At 60.0% G+C, this 18943-nt stretch carries 10 protein-coding genes and 1 pseudogene; 7 read left to right on the top strand and 4 right to left on the bottom strand.

Going from position 1 to position 18943, the window contains the following annotated elements:
- The first annotated feature begins 349 nt into the window (after nucleotides 1–349).
- A complete protein-coding gene (locus F474_RS17165; protein ID WP_097085659.1) occupies nucleotides 350–3646 on the top strand; it encodes a PAS domain S-box protein in 3297 nt (1098 codons plus the stop codon).
- Nucleotides 3647–3876: 230 nt separating this feature from the next.
- On the opposite strand, the gene F474_RS17170 is transcribed toward F474_RS17165, so the two are convergent.
- Nucleotides 3877–4302 (bottom strand): antiterminator Q family protein, encoded by a 426-nt coding sequence (locus F474_RS17170; protein ID WP_097085658.1) that lies wholly within the window; start codon nucleotides 4300–4302, stop codon nucleotides 3877–3879.
- A 181-nt stretch (nucleotides 4303–4483) separates the two neighbouring features.
- Between F474_RS17170 and F474_RS17175 the strand changes: the two genes are divergently transcribed.
- A complete protein-coding gene (locus F474_RS17175) occupies nucleotides 4484–5299 on the top strand; it encodes an XRE family transcriptional regulator (RefSeq protein WP_097085657.1) in 816 nt (271 codons plus the stop codon).
- Between the two features lie 261 nt (nucleotides 5300–5560).
- Here the strand turns inward: F474_RS17175 and F474_RS17180 are convergent, their stop codons facing one another.
- The 3 genes and pseudogenes from F474_RS17180 to F474_RS17190 form a co-directional block, all read right to left on the bottom strand.
- Nucleotides 5561–5938, bottom strand: coding sequence for a nuclear transport factor 2 family protein (locus tag F474_RS17180; RefSeq protein ID WP_097085656.1), 378 nt, complete (start codon nucleotides 5936–5938; stop codon nucleotides 5561–5563).
- 140 nt (nucleotides 5939–6078) lie between these two features.
- A pseudogene (locus F474_RS17185) lies at nucleotides 6079–6625 on the bottom strand (transposase); the annotation flags it as partial.
- Nucleotides 6626–6795: 170 nt separating this feature from the next.
- Nucleotides 6796–8871 (bottom strand): M10 family metallopeptidase C-terminal domain-containing protein, encoded by a 2076-nt coding sequence (locus F474_RS17190; RefSeq protein ID WP_097085655.1) that lies wholly within the window; start codon nucleotides 8869–8871, stop codon nucleotides 6796–6798.
- A gap of 583 nt (nucleotides 8872–9454) precedes the next feature.
- On the opposite strand from F474_RS17190, the gene F474_RS22555 reads away from it, so the two are divergent.
- The 5 genes from F474_RS22555 (at nucleotide 9455) to F474_RS17215 (ending at nucleotide 18916) form a co-directional block, all read left to right on the top strand.
- Nucleotides 9455–10945: a P-loop ATPase, Sll1717 family gene (locus tag F474_RS22555; RefSeq protein WP_125483385.1), complete on the top strand. Its 1491-nt coding sequence runs from the start codon at nucleotides 9455–9457 to the stop codon at nucleotides 10943–10945.
- Between the two features lie 1269 nt (nucleotides 10946–12214).
- Entirely contained in the window at nucleotides 12215–13297 is a 1083-nt protein-coding gene (locus tag F474_RS17200; protein ID WP_097085653.1) for a DUF1615 domain-containing protein, read from the top strand.
- A 296-nt stretch (nucleotides 13298–13593) separates the two neighbouring features.
- Nucleotides 13594–13800, top strand: coding sequence for a hypothetical protein (locus F474_RS17205; protein ID WP_097085652.1), 207 nt, complete (start codon nucleotides 13594–13596; stop codon nucleotides 13798–13800).
- Between the two features lie 173 nt (nucleotides 13801–13973).
- On the top strand, nucleotides 13974–15443 hold the full coding sequence (locus F474_RS17210; RefSeq protein ID WP_097085651.1) for a M10 family metallopeptidase C-terminal domain-containing protein: 1470 nt from the start codon (nucleotides 13974–13976) through the stop codon (nucleotides 15441–15443).
- A 242-nt stretch (nucleotides 15444–15685) separates the two neighbouring features.
- The gene (locus F474_RS17215) at nucleotides 15686–18916 is read left to right on the top strand and encodes an ATP-binding protein (RefSeq protein WP_097085650.1); all 3231 of its coding nucleotides are present in this window, start codon (nucleotides 15686–15688) and stop codon (nucleotides 18914–18916) included.
- Nucleotides 18917–18943 lie beyond the last annotated feature (27 nt).

Raw genomic sequence — 18943 nt, forward strand, 5'->3', positions numbered from 1 at the left:
GCTGGGGTTGGAAAGTGTGTTGCAAACAGAACATGCTGCTATGAAAACAGGCGGTTATCCGCGCGGAAAGCTTTTTTTCAAATCAATTTCAACTTGGCGTCGAATGGCCAGTGAACCCACATGGGCACTGATGCCGAGCCGCCCGCCGTTGCGCTTCATTCAAAACACGCTGCCATGAAACCATCTGTTTATCCGCGCGCAAAGGCTTTTTTCAGAGTACAGTCCACACATGGCAACCTGCCACCTTTTGCTCAAGCCACCTAATCTCGCCAGCCGTCGCAACCGACGGCTGCCGCCAGTGTCACAGCCTCACCACACCTGATAACCCTCATTCGTGCCTCCTTAGTTGATGACTACCCCACCGAAGCCTGAGCACGTTGCGGCCGACGACCTGAAAACCCAGGTCAAAGCACTGCAAGCGCGCATAAAACAGCTTGAGCATGCAGCCACGGAGGCAGAGCAGCGCCATTGCATGATCATCAACAACGCGCTCGACTGCGCGGTGATCACGCTTGACGTGCAGGGCCTGGTCACTCAATGGAGTGCCGGGGCAGCCGATATCTTCGGCTGGGCTGCCCACCAGATGCTTGGCCAGCCCATCGCGCGCGTCTTCACTGAAGCCGACCGGCAAGCGGGCATCGCCCAACAGGAGATGGCCGGCGCGTTGGAACGTGGGCACGCCACGAGTAAGCACTGGCTTGTGCGCAGTGACGGCTCGTTGTTCCTGGCCTGCGGCGAAATAACCCCGCTCAAGGCGCCCGACGGCACCCTCCAGGGTTACCTCAAGGTGCTGCGCGACAGTACCCAGCGCCACCTCGATGACCAAAAGCAGGCCGCCGATGCGGAGTTCATGGAAAGCGTACTGAGCGCCTCCGGTGACTGCATCAAGGTACTCGACCTCGAAGGCCGCCTGGCCTTCATGAGCGCCGGTGGCCTGAAGGTCATGGAGGTCAGCGACTTCAACGAAATCCGAGGCTGCCCCTGGCCTGACTTCTGGGAAGGCCAGGGGCACATCGACGCCAAGCACGCGCTGCAGGCGGCACGGGAGGGCAAGACCGGGCGCTTTCAGGGCGAGGCGCCCACGCTTGCCGGTAACCTTCGTTGGTGGGACGTTCAGGTAACCCCCATCAAAGGCGCCGATGGCAAACCCGAGCGGATTCTGTCGGTATCCCGTGATATCTCCGCGATCAAAACCACGGAAAAGGTGCTGGAGCTCAGCGAGCACCACTACCGCTCGCTGTATAACGCCCTGGACCACGGCTTCTGCATCGTCGAGGTGGAGTGCGACGAAGCCCGCTACCCCTATGACTACCGCTTCCTGGAGGTGAATTCGGCCTTCGAACGCCACACCGGGCTCACCGATGCCGTGGGCCAGTGGATGCGCAGGCTCGCCCCCGACCATGATCAGTATTTCTTCGACCGCTACGCCGAGGTCGCCCGAAGCGGCCAGCCCGCGAAGTTCGAGCACGCTGCCAAGACCCTGGGTAACCGGCATCTGGAAGTTTACGCCTACCGCATCGGTGAACCCGAACAGCGCCAAGTGGCCATTCTGTTCTCTGACATCAGTGCGCGAAAAAGCGAAGAGCAAAGGCGCCAGGCCCTGATCGAACTCAACGACGCTTTCAGGCTGATCGAAGACCCCGCCACGCTGGCCTACACGGCATCGACCCTGCTGGGGCGAACGCTCAAGGCCGATCGCGCCGGCTACGCCACGGTGCATGCCGACGGCGCGCTGTTCACGGTCGAGCCGCACTGGTACCTGCCTGCCCTTCCAAACGGCGTGGGCACCCATCGCGCCAATGATTTCGGCAGCACCATCTCGACCCTGGGCATGGGCGAGCCGATCATCATCGACGATGTGACCAAAGACCCCAGAACCCAGGCTCACGCCGAGTGCTTCCTGGCGTTCGGCAGCTGCGCGCTGGTGCACGTGCCGATCATCGAAGCCAAACGCGTGGCTGGCTTCTTTTTCGTGAACCACTCATCGCCCAAGCAGTGGTCCCATGCAGAAATCGCCTTCATCCAGAGTGTGGCCACCAACACCCGCTTCGCGGTGCAGCGCTATAAGGCCGAGCAGGAGCTGAACACACTGGCCCAGTCGCTCGAGCGCCAGGTGCAAGCACGCACACTGGACCGCAACCGGCTGTGGCAGCTTTCCACCGACCTGATGCTGGTCGCCAGTTTCGAAGGCGCCATCACCGCGCTCAACCCCGCCTGGGCCGAAACCCTAGGGTGGAGCGAACAAGACCTGATCGGCACCAGCCTGTTTGCGCTGATCCACCCCGACGACCTGCAGCACACCGCGGAGGGTGTTCAAGCCGTCGCAGTGCAGAAGCAGTCGCTGAACCGCTTCGAAAACCGCTACCGAACCAAAAGCGGTGCGTACCGATGGATGTCGTGGACCGCAGACCCTTCCGAGAACTCCATCATCGCGGTAGGGCGCGACGTGACCGCCGAAAAAGAGCAGCTCGCTGCCCTGGCCAAGGCCGAGGATGCCTTACGGCAAAGCCAGAAAATGGAGGCCGTCGGCCAACTCACCGGCGGCCTGGCCCATGATTTCAATAACCTGCTGACAGGCATCAGCGGCTCACTGGAGCTGCTGCAACGGCGCTTGGCTGACGGGCGCTTCACCGACGTCGACCGCTACGTCAACACAGCGCAAAGCGCAGCGCGCCGGGCAGCGGCCTTGACCCACCGGCTGCTGGCGTTCTCCCGCCAACAAACGCTGGACCCAAAGCCCACCGATGCCGCCCGGCTGATCACGGGCATGGAAGAGCTGATCCAGCGCACCGTTGGCCCGCAGGTGGCGCTGCACCTGGACCTGATGCCCGACCTATGGCCCGCTCTGGTAGACGCTTCGCAACTCGAAAACTCGTTGCTCAACCTGTGCATCAACGCCCGTGATGCCATGCCCACCGGCGGGAAGATCGTGATCGAGGCGTCGAACAAAACCATCGACAGCCGCATGGCCGTGAACTTCGACCTGCCGGCGGGTGAATACCTGCGCCTGTGCGTTACCGACACCGGGATAGGCATGCCGCCGAAGATCATCGCCCGCATCTTCGACCCCTTCTTCACCACCAAACCGATCGGCAAAGGCACCGGCCTTGGGCTGTCGATGATCTACGGCTTCGCCAAACAATCCGGCGGCCAGGTCAGGGTGCACTCCACGGTGGATGTGGGCACGGCGATGTACATCTACCTGCCCCGCTACCTGGGGCCGGCGCAGCAAGCCTGTGAAACGGCGTGCGAGCCGCGCGCCGAAATGGCAACGGCGGGCGACACCGTACTGATAGTCGACGACGAACCGACCATCCGCATGATGGTTGCCGAGCTGCTGGGCGAGCTGGGTTATGTGGCGCTGGAAGCCGCCGACGGGCCGGCCGCGTTGGCCATCCTGGACTCCAACACCCGCATCGACCTGCTCATCACAGACGTCGGCCTGCCCGGCGGCATCAACGGCCGCCAGCTCGCCGACCGGGCACGCCGGGTGCGCCAAGGGCTCAAAGTGCTGTTCATCACAGGCTATGCGGAACAGGCGGTGATCGGCGATGTGCAGCTCGAAGAGGGCATGCAGGTGCTGACCAAACCCTTCGCGATGGAAACCATGGCCGAGCGAATCAAGCTGCTGCTGGCCAGTGCGTAACCGGGCGCAAGCCACAGCGGCCCCGTTGCCCGCGGCGTTGTGCCTCTTAAACGAAAAACCCCGGCATCACTGCCGGGGCTTCCAAACACGCTCATTCAAACAACCGAACCAGGCTTTCATAAAACCACCCTCTTATCCGCGCGGAACGCTTTTTTTCACGCGGCCCATTCACCTTTAAAAAGCCCGCCCAGCCCGGCAACGTGCCCCCGCCCAAACACCTTCCCCACCCCTTACGAACACACCCTCCTCCCCAGCCGCACTGCGTCCTCTTCACGGCCCCGGAGCCCCTCCAGCGCCGCATCCACCCACGCCGCCCCCGCCCGCACCAGCTCACGCACCTTCGCCTCACTGACACCGGCCAGGCGCGCGATCCGCAGTGCCGGGTACTTCGCCCCGAAATACAGCCAGATGAAATCCCCCATCTGCGCATCGCGCTTGGTTAACCGCGCCACCGCCCCGTCGATGGCCAGCGCCTGGTCATCGGTCAGCGAATAGCGCCGCCCGCCCCCCTCGCACGGGGTGTTGTCGCGGATCAGCGCATACAGCGAGGAGGTGTACCGCGGCACCCCTACCCCATCCATTCGCCACCAGCCCCACTGCTCGAGTAGCCACTCGGTATCGCCCATTGCCTTGCCGGCATACGTCCGTTTCTTCATGGTTCACTCCCCCTGTTCTCCAAGCCACCGGTGATGCCAGCAGCCTTGCTGTGTGTATGGATGCACGCCCTGGCACGACTTCCCAGCACCGCATCTGAAATCAAGGTTAAACACATTATGTGTTTATTTCAAACACAAAAAGTGAAACACTGTCATTTCAATCCGTGTTTGAATCCCGCGCATGAACGAATCATTAGGGCAACGCATCAAGCGCTTCCGCGCCGCCGCCGGCCTCTCACAGGCCCAGCTGGCCGAGGCCTGCGGCTGGAAATCACAGTCGCGCGTAGGCAACTACGAAAAAGACACCCGTGAGCCATCCCTGGCCGACATCACGGCCATGGCCGCCGCCTTGCGCGTCGATCCCTCGGCCCTGTTGCTGAACGCCACCGCGCCCGCCGCACCGGCCAAGGCCACGCCCACTGTCTCCACCTCCGACCAGGTCAAGCACATGCTCACCAAGGTCAAAGGCCTCAGCCCCGAAGCCCGCCAACGCATCGAAGCCGCAGCCCTTGAACCCAGCGACCTGCCGCTCACCCCGGCCACCCGCAACGTTACCGCCCTGCGCGGCAAGCCCGACGAAATCGTGATCCCCCAGTACGACGTGCGCGCCGCCATGGGCCACGGCCAAGTGCCGTCGGATTACAACCAGGCCATCCGCAACATCATCGTGAGCGCCGACCTGCTACAGGAAAAAGGCGTCACCTACACCCAACCCACCTCGCTCGCCATCGTGACCGGCTGGGGCCAGAGCATGGAAGGCACCATCAACGACAAAGACCCGGTGATCGTCGACCGGGGGGTGACCGAGTATGTGGGTGAGGGGGTGTACCTGGTGACCTGGTTGGGGGAGCTGTTCATCAAGCGGCTGCAGCGCATGGATGAGGAGCATATGTGGCTGATCTCAGACAACAAGAAGCATAAGGATCAGACGGCACGGATCGATGACCTGACGATTCATGCGAAGGTGTTGTTGGTTTGGAATGCGAAGAGGTTGTGAGGGGCGGGGGCGGTGCGCGTTTTGTGAGTGCTGGCTTCTCGCGTTGCCAAGCCAGGGCTGGGGCGGGACCAAGTCGGGGCTAAACCCATTGCATATAGAAGGCTCGTGTTAAACGCGCTCGGCGGTCCCCGACGCACTGTGCCACAGGTCAAGTGTCGCTAGAAAATGATTTCAGCGACACGTTATCCACATATGTCGCCACCGGCGACATGAGAAAAGAACATGTCGCACAAACTCGAAAACCACGACACTTGGGTGTGGTTATGTGCAGGCGGTTTCCTGAAGATGGCGCCAGACCGCCTTTCCGTTCACAAGGCTGAATAGTGCCGTTGAAAAACGGGAGCGCGAAGGGTTCCCGGCAGTGGTGTGCGTTTCGCGATAACTCACAACCGCCCCTGTCTTCCACTCAGCCAAGATATCGACGTTAGAAACCTCAATCTGCAGCCCTGGCTGCTTGGCGGCCTGGCTGTGAAACAGAGCTGAGACTTGATCTAACGAAATCGCAGCGCCGGCGGTCGTCACCATGGTGAAAGACGGATCAAAATGCTCCATCAGTGCGGCGCTGGATCCTTCACCACGTGCGAACAGGGCTTCGATCAAGATGTGGAGATCGATAACTTCGGCGAGGTACTGACTCACGTATTCTCCTAATTAGGCTTGGTCTCAGGCAGACCGATGCCCAACACCCTACGCGAACAGCTGCCTCGAAGGAACGCATAGGTCTTGGGGTTTCACTGTAAGCGTACGGGGCATACGCCTTGGGCAGTTCAGCCCGGCATTCACTGATGTGGCCTTAGCTGCCTGAACCCACTGGCTTTCTGCGTCGGCAACCGCTTCAGCACATCCGTGAGATACGCGTATGGATCATGCCCGTTCATGCGTGCTGTCTGGATCAGGCTCATGATCGCCGCAGCGCGCTTACCGCTGCGCAGTGATCCAGCGAAGAGCCAGTTCGACCTACCGAGCGCCCACGGCCTGATCTGGTTCTCCACGGCGTTGTTGGCGATAGGCACGGTACCGTCATCCAGCGTTTCAGGCTGTAATCCAGTGCCTTGGCCGTGGCCGATCCCTCGGGCACAAGCGCGCGTTGAGCGATCATCCATTCATGCAACTTTTTAGCGATGGGCATCGCTATTCGGCCAACTGGCGTTTGTTCGCCGCATGTAGGTCGCAAAACTTGCGCCGGGCGTGAGCCATACAACCAATGTCGGTTATGCCCTGCTCGAGGCCGGCTTTATAGCCTGCACAGTCATCGCACACCAGCTTGCCGTTCCAAGTCCCAGAAAGTAGCCGGTGGCGACCCAACGCGGCCCTTGGAAGAGGGTAGCAATCGGCTAAAGGCGGTCATTGAGTATCAAAAAAAAGCTGGGGTAATTCAGCCCGGGGTTATTCCTAAGAAAGGAATACCAGATTTTGAAAATAGCTGCGGCCAGAGAACCCAAAAGCCCGCATAAGCGGGCCTGTAGGTCTCAGTACCTACTGCTGCTGTGTCTTGGTTATGCCGAAACGTTATGCTCCGCTATGCTTTCAACCCCAAGCGTCACGATCTGCGCTACCTCGGCAGGTGTATCGCTGTTGGCCACAGCGGCGGTAGGTGCGGTGGGAGCAAAGATAAAATTCCCGCTCCAAAGATCGTACTCATGGTCTCCGTTGATCGAAACTTCGAACCGATGGCCATCCTGGTCCGCTTCAAGGGATTTGATATAGGTGCGATCCAGCGTTCCGTTGTAGCTGACCTGAAGGGTGCCGTTTTTCCCATCACCCACGCCGGTGAACCCCAGAGCGGACACGTCCAGCTTGTCCTTGTACACCTCAAAGCCTGTGATCACGTCAGCGAAGCTGGCCGTCGCGCTACGGTAACTATCGGCAATCTCCGTAAACCGAAAGATATCCCGCCCTGCGCCGCCATCGAGGGTGTCGCGGCCAGCGCCGCCGATCAGTACGTCATCATCGCCGCCGCCCTGGAGGCGGTCATTGCCCGCCAGGCCCTGCAACACATCCTGCACCAGGCTACCGATGAGGGTGTCATTGCCGCTGGTGCCTGTCTGCATCACTGGCGCGAATACGACGTTAGTGGCCGTCAAGGAAGCGGCTACATTGCCGTCGATGGCCAATTCAAAGCGATGGCCATTGCCATCGGCGTCGTAGCTTTTAAGGTAGGTCACGCGGTGGTCTGCGCTTAACTGCACGGCCAGGGTGCCGTTGTGGCCATTGCCCAAGCCGGTAAAACCAAGCCCGATCAGGTCGATGCGGTCTTCGCTAGGGTTGAAGTCCGTTATTCGGTCGCTAAAGCCAGTGCTGGCGGTGCGATAACTGTCGTCGATGGCCTCGAAACGGAACACATCCGCACCCGCACCGCCGGTGAGGGTGTCCTGGCCGCCCTTGCCCAGCAGCACATCGTCACCGCCCAGGCCACGCAATACATCAGCGGTATCAAGGCCGTCGAGAACGTCTGCATTGGGTGAGCCATCCAGATGATGCTTGCCGTCCTGGCTACCGAAGGCCGTGTCCAGGGTGCCATTGGGGTTGAGTCGGATCACGCCGTAACCGTCTACTCCATCCCCTGTGGAGGTCACGATATCGCTGTCTCCGGCAATCAGGATTTTGCCATCGGCCTGCACAGTGACTGAGCGCGCCGAGTCATAGCTGGCGCCTGTGCCCAGTGAAACTACGCCACCTTGGCCGAAGCTGGTGTCGTAACTGCCATTGGCATTGAGGCGTACCAGTTGGAAGTCGGTATCACCGTCGTTGCTACCTGCCAGCAGGATCTTGCCGTCCGCCTGTACCGTGATGTCGCCGCGATAACTCGACAACACGTTGTCTGGGAATATCACCTGCCCCTGGTTGGCAAAGCGGGTATCCAGCGAGCCGTCCGCGTTCATACGCACCAGATTGTACGAGTCGCTCCCAGTCAGGACGCTGGCCAAAAGAAATTGCCCGTTGGCCAGCTCAACCACATGACGGTCGCCGTAGATCGATAGGCCGGCGTCGAGCCGCGCGATACCCTCAGTCCCAAAAGACGTATCAAGGGTGCCGTTGGCTTTGAATTTAGCCAGTGTAACGCCACCCTCTTCTCCTGGGGCGCTATACAACAAGCTGCCGTCGGCGTTCACCCGTAAGTCGCCCTCGTCGTTGCTGATACCAGCGGGGATACTCGCCTTGGCGTTGGCATTAAAGGCTGTGTCCGCGGTGCCGTCGGGGCTCAAACGCATGAGCTCAATGCTCCACTCGCCATCGATATAGGCTGGCTTTTGCACCACAATCCCACCGTTTGGCTGGACCGCCAAGCTCCAGCCCTCATCGATGGACGCCTGGGCGCTGACGACCGCGCGACCGTTTACGCCAAAGCTGGTATCTAGGGTGCCATCGGCATTGAGACGAACCACCGAGTAGTCGTAATAGGTTTCAATAATCCCGCCATAAAAGCTGAAACCCGCGACCAAAATCTTGCCATCGGCCTGCACGGCAATGCTCTGGTTGATTTCATTGAACCCTGCAACATCGACGATGACGCTGCCTGGGGCGTAGCGCGTGCTGTAGCTGGCGGTTTCAACCGGGGTATAAGGGGTCATGGGTCATTCCTTGAGAGCCAGAAAAAGGTGCCAATATGCGCTGGCCTTTTTACTTTAGTGGTTTTCGGCATAGGCACCATAATCAGTCCCACCTATGGGTGGCTGGCTGGGATTGGTCCTCCAAATGACCTCTCCTTTACTGTTAGAGAGACGACAAAGGTTGTTCGGGGGAGAAGGCAGCAGGTAGCGACAGGCTGCAATCTCACCCGTCCACCAGCGGCTGCAGACGACCCAAAGCGGACGTTGGGGAAAGGCGAGAATCGGCCGGGAGTGCTCATCGAGCGCCAAAAACGTAAGGCCATCGACTTTTACGTGCAATAACTATGCTCAAGGAAGGTGTGAGCTGTTTAGCATAACGGTATCGCAGGTGCCATATATTGGCTACTATCCATCGCACGGCGTTTTAGTGTCATGGGTGCTCCTCATGGAATGAAAATAGGCGTTGGTGCTATAGACTGCTAGCAATGAGGGTTTCGTGTTGAAATGAGTCTTCATCGCCATTCTTTGCCTCAGCAATGCTGTTGAATTAATGGCTTGCAAAGCATTTGGAAAATACTCAAACTCTTGAAATAAGGATATATTTATGGTTGAGTCTCAGGAAAAATCAGATCTCTCTTTGGATCTTGATTTCTATGATGAAAACCTTTTTGGCAATGAGGCAGGTGAAGATGAAGATCCAGAGGTGCTGTCTTCATACTTCATAACGAAAGAAAAATTCAATAAATTTCTTTCTCTTAATCGCAGTTTTGGAATAGTGCGAGCAAGAAAAGGAATGGGAAAGTCTTCACTCCTATCCAAACTTGCATTTGACGTATCCAAGAAAGATCAAAATGCGATTGTGATTTCAGTTACTGGAGCCGACTTGCTAAGCTTTGGTAATTTTGAAAGTCGAGATCATCTTAAGCTACAGAATGAATGGAAAAAGTCATTGTCAGCTAGGATCAATTATGAGCTTGGAAGTAAAATAGGTTTTGCCTGGACTGATGATCAAATGGCGCTAGTCGAGGCGTCAGAATTGGTGGGTTATAAAGGCAAAAATATTATCAGCTCTTTGTTGGGTAGAATTAAAAGCAAGAACATACCTATCGAGATTCTCACGCCTTCGGCTAAAGATCCTAGCATGTTGCTTGAGCGTTATATGATAGAAAAAAAAGACGCTGATATCTGGTTGTTTATCGATGACATTGATTCAACCTTCTCGGCTGATGAAATTCAGAAAGCAAGAGTGTCTAGTTTTTTTTCCGCCTGCAGAGCGCTGGCTAGAGACATCAAAGGTCTGAACATACGAGCAAGCGTTAGAACAGATGTCTGGACAACCATTAGATATAATGAAGATCTTGATAAGTGCGAGCAGTACGCAATTGATATCAATTGGAGTAGGACGGAACTTGAAAAAATCATCTCCAATAAGATACTTTCATATTTGAATAGATATCACTCAAACAACATAACAAAATATTGGAGTGTTGAGCGAGCAGTTGATAGGGAGAGATTAATATCTCTTGTCTTTATGAAAAGGCTTCGTTGGTCTGGGGGCAAAGTGTCCCCTTTTACACCTATCCGTATTTTAGGTGCAAAACGCCCAAGGTGGATGAGTCAATTGTGTCGGCTTTCCGCTGAAGCGGCGTCTGATCGTGAGATGAAACGTGCGGGAATTCAAGACGTCAATCATATTCTGAGTGACTTCGGTCGACTTAGAGTAAACGATATATATAAAGAGCACTCTCACCAATTTGGAGAGCTGCAAAAGCTGGTTGAAACATTTTCTAAGGGGCAGAAAAGATATACTACCGAGCAGCTTCTCCATAAAATTAAATCTGGCTTTGTAGAACGTGTTGGGGTTGATGGTATCGGCAAAATTGATAGTGAGAATTACATCAGGCCACTGCAAATTGCACAGCTTTTGTATAGGATTGGGTTTGTCCTTCTTAGAGAAACACCTAATCCCGGTAGCCCTCCTAGCTTCGTCGATTTTGATGAACGCCCCGAACTGCTAACTGATCCGTCCTTGGATTATAAAGATTGTATTTGGGAGGTTCATCCATCATATCGAGGTATTCTCGGTATCAATTAGCACTAGGTAAATTATGCAGCCGAACGCAAAGCGGCGGCTGTATTAAGATTCTAATCAATCTGACATGTGGTATGGATGACGACGAGGCCTATTGCTTTCCAGAGTTGGGGGAATTACTCCGGACACCACTCATTCGCCATCACCGTATCCCCAGTCCGCTATCGGCCAGAGGCGGTCATTGCACCACAATCGTATCGTCCACTTCTTTTCTAAGGCTCCTGAGAAACTATGAATCGAGCTAAGTCATCAATCTGGGCCGTTGCTCCAGCCCTAGGGATCCCTGAATCACCAGCTCTTTTGGTTGAGTCGGGCAACCTTTGGCTCGCTTACTTCGAGCCTGGGAACGAAAGCCTCGCGGTTGTACGATTTACCGGGCTCATTGATCACCGTCTTGTACCTATAGGGGACGAGGCATTAGGACGCCATCCCTATGTTCTCTCGGGCCTTCAGCCTTACTCGTTCAACGAAATTATTGGCTCAGAAGAAACCATTAGCCGCTCCTATTCAGGTGCTAGGCATTGGGTCGTTACGTTTAAAGACGAGACTCTTGATGTGATTGCGCGCACTGGTGAGGCCATGACCTCGGGGTTAACCCTGACATCGCCACTTGAGGCCTTGCTCTCGTTTCAACTCCGATGAGTTACACAAGTTTATCTAAACGATTGACGTCCGCTTTGGGTCGAAAGCTGTCCCTTAGGGCAGGCAGTGGGGTGCCAGGACGGAACGTAACGGAAGCGTATTATGAAAAGCAGCGAAAAGCCGCAACACTGCACGATCTGCGGACACCTACTCGACAACCCGGAAGATCCCTATCAGACAGTACCGATGGGATTTGCTGGGGATGGACAGGCGCTATGGAGGCGGGAATGGAGTGCGCAGAGTCGCTCGCCTAAGTGCGCAAAGAATACGAGGCTGGGCTTCGACCTGGCTGGATCGACCCATTCAAGCTTTGATTCGGACGCTGCATTGCGACCGCTTTGGGACGGGTGCGGCCCTTCGCGACAGGCACCAACCAGCCATAAGCGGCCAATCTCACTGGACTGAGCTGATATCCCCGAGGCCCGAAAGCATCTATAAAACCCAGCGCGACCCAACTACCTTGACCAAGCCCTTCAAAAACCCCATAAATCCCCCACCCTCCGAACGCACCCCACTCCTCCCCTCCGCCCCGGCGACAAAACCCCCATCAATCCCCCTTGGAACCTCCGCCCCCCATCAGCACCTATATTCAACGCCTCCAACCCGCTCAAGCAGAATTTGGCCTCCCTCATGCACAGAAACCTAGCCCTCCTTTTCTTCGCATTCTCTCTGCTGACGGCATGCACCCACACACCTCAAACCCCGGCCCCCACCCCAGCCGAAACCCGTGCCCGCCTCTCCCGCCTGCTACCTCCCAACATCACCGACCGCACCGGCTGGGCCGCCGACATCCAAACCGCCTTCGAGGCCCAATCCCTCGACCCAACGCCAGACAACCTCTGCTCCGTCATCGCCGTCATCGAGCAAGAGTCCAACTTCCAGGCCGACCCTCAAGTGCCGGGCCTGGGCCGCATCGCCCGCGAAGAAATCGACCGCCGCGCTGCAAAGGCCCACGTCCCTGGCTTCCTGGTCGACGCTGCCCTCAACCTGCGCTCCTCCACCGGCGCCACCTACGCCCAACGCATCGCTAAGGTGCGCACCGAGCGCGAACTGAGCGAGGTGTTCGACGACTTCATCGCCATGGCGCCGCTGGGCCAGCAACTCTTTGGCCGCTTCAACCCCGTTCACACCGGCGGCCCGATGCAGGTGGCGGTGGCCTTCGCCGAGCAGAACGCCAGCGGTTACCCGTACTCCGGCGCCGGCACCATCCGCCAGGCCGTTTTCACCCGCCAAGGCGGGGTGTATTTCGGCACCGCGCATTTGCTGGGCTACCCGGTGGACTACCCCAAGCCGCTCTACCGCTTCGCAGACTACAACGCCGGCCATTACGCCAGCCGCAACGCGGCCTTCCAGGCAGCGCTGAACCGCCTGGTCAAGGCACGCCTGGCCTTGGACGGCGACTTGATCAACTACAGCTCCACCGACCCAGGGCAAACGGAGCTGGCGGTGCGCTCGCTGGGCAGCCGGCTGGACATGAGCAATTCGGCCATTTACAGCGAGCTGCGCCAGAGCAATGAAAAGGATTTTGATAAAACACGCGTGTACAAGCGTGTATTCGAACTGGCCGATCAGGTAGTGGGCCAGCCCGTGCCGCGCGCGATTTTGCCGGGCATCACGCTGGAAAGCCCCAAGATCACTCGCCACCTGACCACAGCCTGGTTTGCCCAGCGGGTGGATGAGCGCCGCGCACGGTGCGTGGCGCGCGGGGGCTGACCAAGCCCCCCCGATCCGGCAGGTTGACCCGTTACCCTACCACCACTATCCTCCCGCCCGTCGCGCCTCATGCGCGATCGGGTTTGACGGCCTGTCTCATGTGTACCTGCACTGTCTCCGGACAAGGCTCGGGTGTTTTTGCACCTGCGCTGCGCTCTATGGCGGCTGTGCTTGGGGCACCTTCGGGTGCGCCGGGTTCACACGTGACCGGTCCGTCAACCCAAGTACAGTTGCCACCCTTCGTTTGACGGCGAGCGATGGCAATTTCCTCAAACCACGTGTGGAACCTGCCAACCATGACCGACCCAACCCCTCACCCCCCATGCGCCCAACTCCAACGCGCCAGCCACCTCCTCGACTGTGCCGCCACCCTGGCCGCCGAAGCCACTGACGCGAGCCTGCCGTTGAGCCGTGCGCTGATTACCGCCATCGGCATCCTGGCCAGCACCAGCCAGGCCCTGGTCGACGGCGCAATCCACCAGCTCAAACCCCCAGCGCACTGAGCGCTCAGGCTGCTACCGCTCAGCCGGTGGCAGCCCAAAACGCATCGCCTGCACTGAACTTAATGCCTTTTTCGAGGGCAAATGCTGCTTGAGCAGCAGCGTGCGAAACCCCCGGCCACTCGCATGCACGGCAGTCGCTCCTGGCCCCTTTATTGAGCTTAGAGCGCAACGCCATGCCCAACGCGAACAACGACGACATCCAGCAGATCAACCGCCCGGTCTACACCACTTTCATCGGAACGAACGGCGATGACGCCATCACCGGTACCGACAAGCGCGACGTGCTTATAGGCGGTGCCGGAGACGACACCCTCACCGGGGTGGCAGGCTCCGACACCTTCATCGGCGGCGCGGGCGCGGACACGCTGATTTCGCACCCTCATCAGTTTTCGGCATCGCTCAACCAGTTCGTTTACACCGCCGTTTCGGATAGCTACTACAACGCTTCAGGCTCGCATTCGGACTTGATCGTCGACTTTGACGATGAGCGCGACGTGCTCGACCTCACCGCCCTGGGCCTGGAACGCGTAGGCGATGGCCGCAACGGTGACCTGGCGGTGCGTTACGACGAAGGAGAAGACATCACCTATGTGTATTCGCTCGACAAAGACGCCAACGGCAACGCCTTCGAGGTGCGCCTGGCCGGTGACCACTCCGGGCTGAACACGGCCAACTTCGCGCTTACCTACACCATCGAGCCGGGCGGGCGCTTCCCCTACTTCCAGAGTGAAAAGGAATGGCATGTCACCGGCACCGACGGTGATGACGTGGTCTCTACGCCCAAGTACGTCAACACCTTCGACGGCGGTGCGGGGGCCGATACCGTTTACACCAGCCAGTCTCGCACCACGGTGCAGTTCGACCAGATCACCGACAGCTTCGTCAATGACGCGGCCGGCACGGCGAGCTTCGACAATGTGTACCTCTTCAAGGTGGGCAGCGACCTGCTGGATGTCTCGGGCCTGGGTTTCACCGGCCTGGGTGATGGCTACAACGGCACCCTGAACTACAGCTTCGACGCGGCGATCGACCGGGTGGTGGTGCAGTCGTTCGAAACCGATGCGCAGGGCAACCGGTTCATGCTGCACCTGACGACCAGTGACAGGAACGGCGTTAACGGCCTGCTGGATGTGGACCGCTTCATCTTCGCGGGTAATGAAACCGTGGACCGCACCACCGCGACCCTCACGGGTAACCGCTATCACGATCACTTCATCGCCGGCGACGAAGGCGGCGTGTTCATCGGTAACGGCTGGGGCGACTACCTGAAGGGCGGCGCGGGGGCAGATACCTTCCGCTACCTGGATAAAAGCGACAGCTTGCGGGGTAACAGTGACCTGATCGTCAACTTCGATACCCAACAGGACAAGATCGATGTGTCAGCGCTGGGGTATACGGGGCTGGGCGATGGCACCGATGGCACGTTGAAGCTGGTGTATGACAAGGGCAACGACCGCACCTACCTGAAAGACTTCGATGCCGATGCGCAAGGTGATCGCTTCGAGATCGGGTTGGAGGGCAATTTTGCCAAGACCTTCAGCGCAGACAATCTCGTGGTTGCCAGCGCCCCGGCGGTAGCAGAGGCGCACCAGGCCGTGGAGGTGGTGGGTGTGGCGGCGGACCATGTGAATGGCGCGGCCTGAGGTTAAAGGGTAGATCGGCGCGTCGCGCGGCAAGCCGCCCTCCCACTGGATACGCTGCTGCCCCCAAAAAAAGTGGGAGGCCGGCGCGAATGCCGGCGAGCAATTTTGGGGGTGCTCCGGGTATCCGAAGTGCAGGACGGTGCAGCGCCTTTGAGAGGGGGCAGCCACTCATCCCCACGCCCATTTGCTGATAGGCTCTGCGTCCTGGATCCAAGCCCCCCCCCCTTTCGCCAAGGACCGAGATGAACCCGCCAAGCATCGTGCGTTACTGGCACGCGGTCGAACTGCTGCAGCCTCAGGCCGTTCCCAAGCTCAAGAAACGAGACTCCGAGCACCAGCCCTTCTATCAGGACATCCCCAGCACCGCGCCGATGCTGCCGTGGGTGGCCACCAACACGCTGGCGCGGCAGAAGCTTCCCAAAGACCGGGCCTGGAGCCACACGCTCTATGCGCACCTGTACAACAGCGCCGAGGTGGCGCATCAGCTGGAGGCGCTGTACGGCGCCACCGAGGGCTACAAAGAGCCGCAGGATCGCGAGGTGGGGCTGTATGCGCTGAAGTTCAGCGCCGAGGGTGTGATGATCGCCGACAGCCTGGTGCTGTCGAGTGAAGCCTGGTTTCTCGGCCGCGCCCTCAATGGGCTCGGCTGGGCCCAGGGGTTCGACGAAGCCCAGCACTATGCACGCGGCCAGGCCAATGAGCTGCTCGGCGGTGTCGTCATACCGGATGCCCTTGCGGACATGACCGCCTGGGTGCGGGCGTTTCTCGGCCTGGATGAGTTTTTCGGCAGCGCACCGCGCAAGCACCGCTTTCGCTCGGCGCCCATCAACCCCGAGAAGCCGCAGCAAGAAGACGACCCGCTCAACAGTTTCCTGCTGGCCGACCTCGAGGGCGTTGCCTGCGCCCTGGAGCGCGGCGAGGTGAGCGAGCCGCTCAAGCGCTACCTGCGCCAGCACGATGAAAGCCAACGCCTGCACCTGGACCATAGGGACGCTTCGGTTCCCCTGCTCGAGTGCCTGGCCCCGGCCCGCTACGCGCCAGGCTGCTGGCCCACCGGGCGGCACCTGGGCCTGGTGCATTCGCAGCAGTTGGCGGTCAACAGCATTCTGGAAACACTCGGCCGTGAAGACGGCGTGCTGGGGGTGAACGGGCCACCCGGGACTGGCAAGACCACGCTGCTGCGCGACCTGATCGCCGCCGTGGTCACCCAGCGGGCCGACGTGCTCGCCGGCTTCGCCAGAGCGTCCGACGCCTTTATCAAGGATGGGCGCGAGCCTGCCAACGACGGTGGCCGCGAGCGGTTCGCCTATACATTGGTGCCCGAGCTGTTCGGCTTCGAGATGGTGGTGGCCTCCTCCAACAACGGCGCGGTAGAAAACGTCACCCTCGAGCTGCCCCAACGCGACAGCATCGACCCGGCCTGGTTGCCGGAGGCTGAGTATTTCAGTGAGCTGGGCGAGTTGATCAGCGGTGGCCCGGCCTGGGGGATGATCTCTGCCGCCTTGGGCAGCAAGGCCAACCGCAACCGGTTCGTCGAGCGCTTCTTCTGGGGCAAGCGGCCACCGAAGCCTGAAAAACAACCGGCCCAGCCCCACCCCGCGCAGGCTGAAGACGATGACCTCGACACCGCCGAGCCGGGCCCGGAAGACGCCCCCGACACCGAAGCGCCGGCCCCAGGGCCCAAAGGTTTTCGCGGCTGGCTGAAGGCGCACGTCGAGGCCAACAGAGCCCTGAGCTCGAATGAGAAGGCCAGCCTCTGGCGTGCAGCCGTGGCCCGGTACAACGACGCCAAGCGTGAAGAGGCTCGGTTGCGCAGCGGGTTCACGGCCGTGATCGAGCAGGTCGAAGCCGTGCAGCGGGCCAAGGCCGGCGTGGCGCAAGCCGAGCAGGCACGGCAGCAGCACCTGGCCCAGCGGCGGGCACTGGAGGCCGAGCAAGCCCGTGCAGAAACCACCACCCTCGCCCCGGCCCGCGAGGCACTGCAGCAGCAACTGCTGGCCCTGCAAGCTCACTTGGCGAAAAAGCCCGGGTTCATGGCCAACCTGCTGAGCTTCTGGGGCACCCAACGGGCGTGGGCGGGGCAGCAGCGTTTGCTCGCCAGCAGCCACGCCCTGGCCGAGAGCGCCCACGGCGCCGCCCAGCGGCAGATGCAACGTATCGCCACGCAACTGGATGAGGCCCAGCGGCAGTTGGCCGCGGACGAACAGCACATCGACAAGGCCGTTCACCACGCCCAGTCGCAGATCGACGCGACCCGCACACTGGCCGAGGCCGGCGACGCCAGGCACCTGCTTGCCTGGCTGAACCAGGGCGCCATCGGCCGCGGCAGCGACATCGAACTGCGCGAGCCTTGGGTGGTGCCAGGCTGGCGGCAGGCGCGGGCGAAGGTGTTCATCGAAGCGCTGGCTTTGCACCGCACCTTGTTTGAGCTGGAGGCCACCCGCCTGGGCTCGAACCTGGATTTCATCACCAGCCATCTGACCGGCGGCCGTTATCAGGGCGTTTCGAAAAACCTGATGCGTTCGGCCTGGGCGTCGCTGTTCATGGCCGTGCCGGTGCTCAGCAGCACCTTCGCCTCCTTTGCGCGCTCTTTCGGCAGCTTCGGCTGCGGGGAGATTGGCTGGCTGTTGGTGGACGAAGCCGGCCAGGCCACGCCCCAGGCCGCCGTGGGCGCCTTGTGGCGTGCACGGCGGGCCGTGCTGGTGGGCGACCCGCTGCAGCTCAAGCCCATCGTTACGGTTTCCGATGCCGTGCTCGAACACATGCGTACCTGCTATGGCGTAGGCCCTCACTGGTTGCCCAACCGCCAATCCGCGCAAACCCTGGCCGACCAGGCCACCCCCTGGGGCCGCTTGGCCGGCCCTGTGGGCCAGAAGAGCTGGGTGGGCCTGCCCCTGGTGGTGCATCGGCGTTGCGACAGGCCCATGTTCGACCTCGCCAACCGCATCGCCTACGACGGCGCCATGGTGTACGGCACCCTCGCCCCCTCGCCGGAGAAGGAAACACCGGCCAGCCTGCCCACCGGCTGGCTACCGGTTGCTGGCCGCGCCTCAGGCAACTGGGTGCCTGCTGAAGGCCAAGCCCTGCAGTGGCTGCTTGCGCGGCTGGAGCGCGACGGCGTCGCACGGGAAGATATCGCGGTGATCACCCCATTCCAGGATGTGCGCAACCAGCTCAAGGAGTGCGTCCCCGCCAAGAGCCGATACGGGACCATCCACACCATGCAAGGCAAGGAAGCTGCTGTGATCATTCTGGTGCTGGGCGGCAACAGCGAAACCCGCGGTGCGCGTGATTGGGCAGTGTCGGAGCCCAACCTGCTGAACGTGGCCGCCACCCGGGCGCGGCGGCGGCTGTACGTGATCGGCGACCAGGCAGACTGGCAGGGGCGGCCGTTGTTTTGCGATGTGGTGGACGTGTTGCCGCCCCTGCCCTCACCGGTAGAACGGCCGCAAGGCAGCAGCCGAACCCTGTGAGGGGCGGGGGGCGCTGGCTCGGCGGCC

This window comes from Pseudomonas sp. URIL14HWK12:I12 (genome assembly GCF_003097135.1).
In the GTDB taxonomy this organism is placed as follows: domain Bacteria; phylum Pseudomonadota; class Gammaproteobacteria; order Pseudomonadales; family Pseudomonadaceae; genus Aquipseudomonas.

Excerpts from the sequence above, each read along its gene's own strand:
- F474_RS17215 (WP_097085650.1), top strand. The coding sequence starts at position 15,686 with ATGAACCCGCCAAGCATCGTGCGTTACTGGCACGCGGTCGAACTGCTG.
- F474_RS17190 (WP_097085655.1), bottom strand. The coding sequence starts at position 8,871 with ATGACCCCTTATACCCCGGTTGAAACCGCCAGCTACAGCACGCGCTAC.
- F474_RS17175 (WP_097085657.1), top strand. The coding sequence starts at position 4,484 with ATGAACGAATCATTAGGGCAACGCATCAAGCGCTTCCGCGCCGCCGCC.
- F474_RS17165 (WP_097085659.1), top strand. The coding sequence starts at position 350 with ATGACTACCCCACCGAAGCCTGAGCACGTTGCGGCCGACGACCTGAAA.
- F474_RS17210 (WP_097085651.1), top strand. The coding sequence starts at position 13,974 with ATGCCCAACGCGAACAACGACGACATCCAGCAGATCAACCGCCCGGTC.
- F474_RS17205 (WP_097085652.1), top strand. The coding sequence starts at position 13,594 with ATGACCGACCCAACCCCTCACCCCCCATGCGCCCAACTCCAACGCGCC.
- F474_RS22555 (WP_125483385.1), top strand. The coding sequence starts at position 9,455 with ATGGTTGAGTCTCAGGAAAAATCAGATCTCTCTTTGGATCTTGATTTC.
- F474_RS17170 (WP_097085658.1), bottom strand. The coding sequence starts at position 4,302 with ATGAAGAAACGGACGTATGCCGGCAAGGCAATGGGCGATACCGAGTGG.
- F474_RS17200 (WP_097085653.1), top strand. The coding sequence starts at position 12,215 with ATGCACAGAAACCTAGCCCTCCTTTTCTTCGCATTCTCTCTGCTGACG.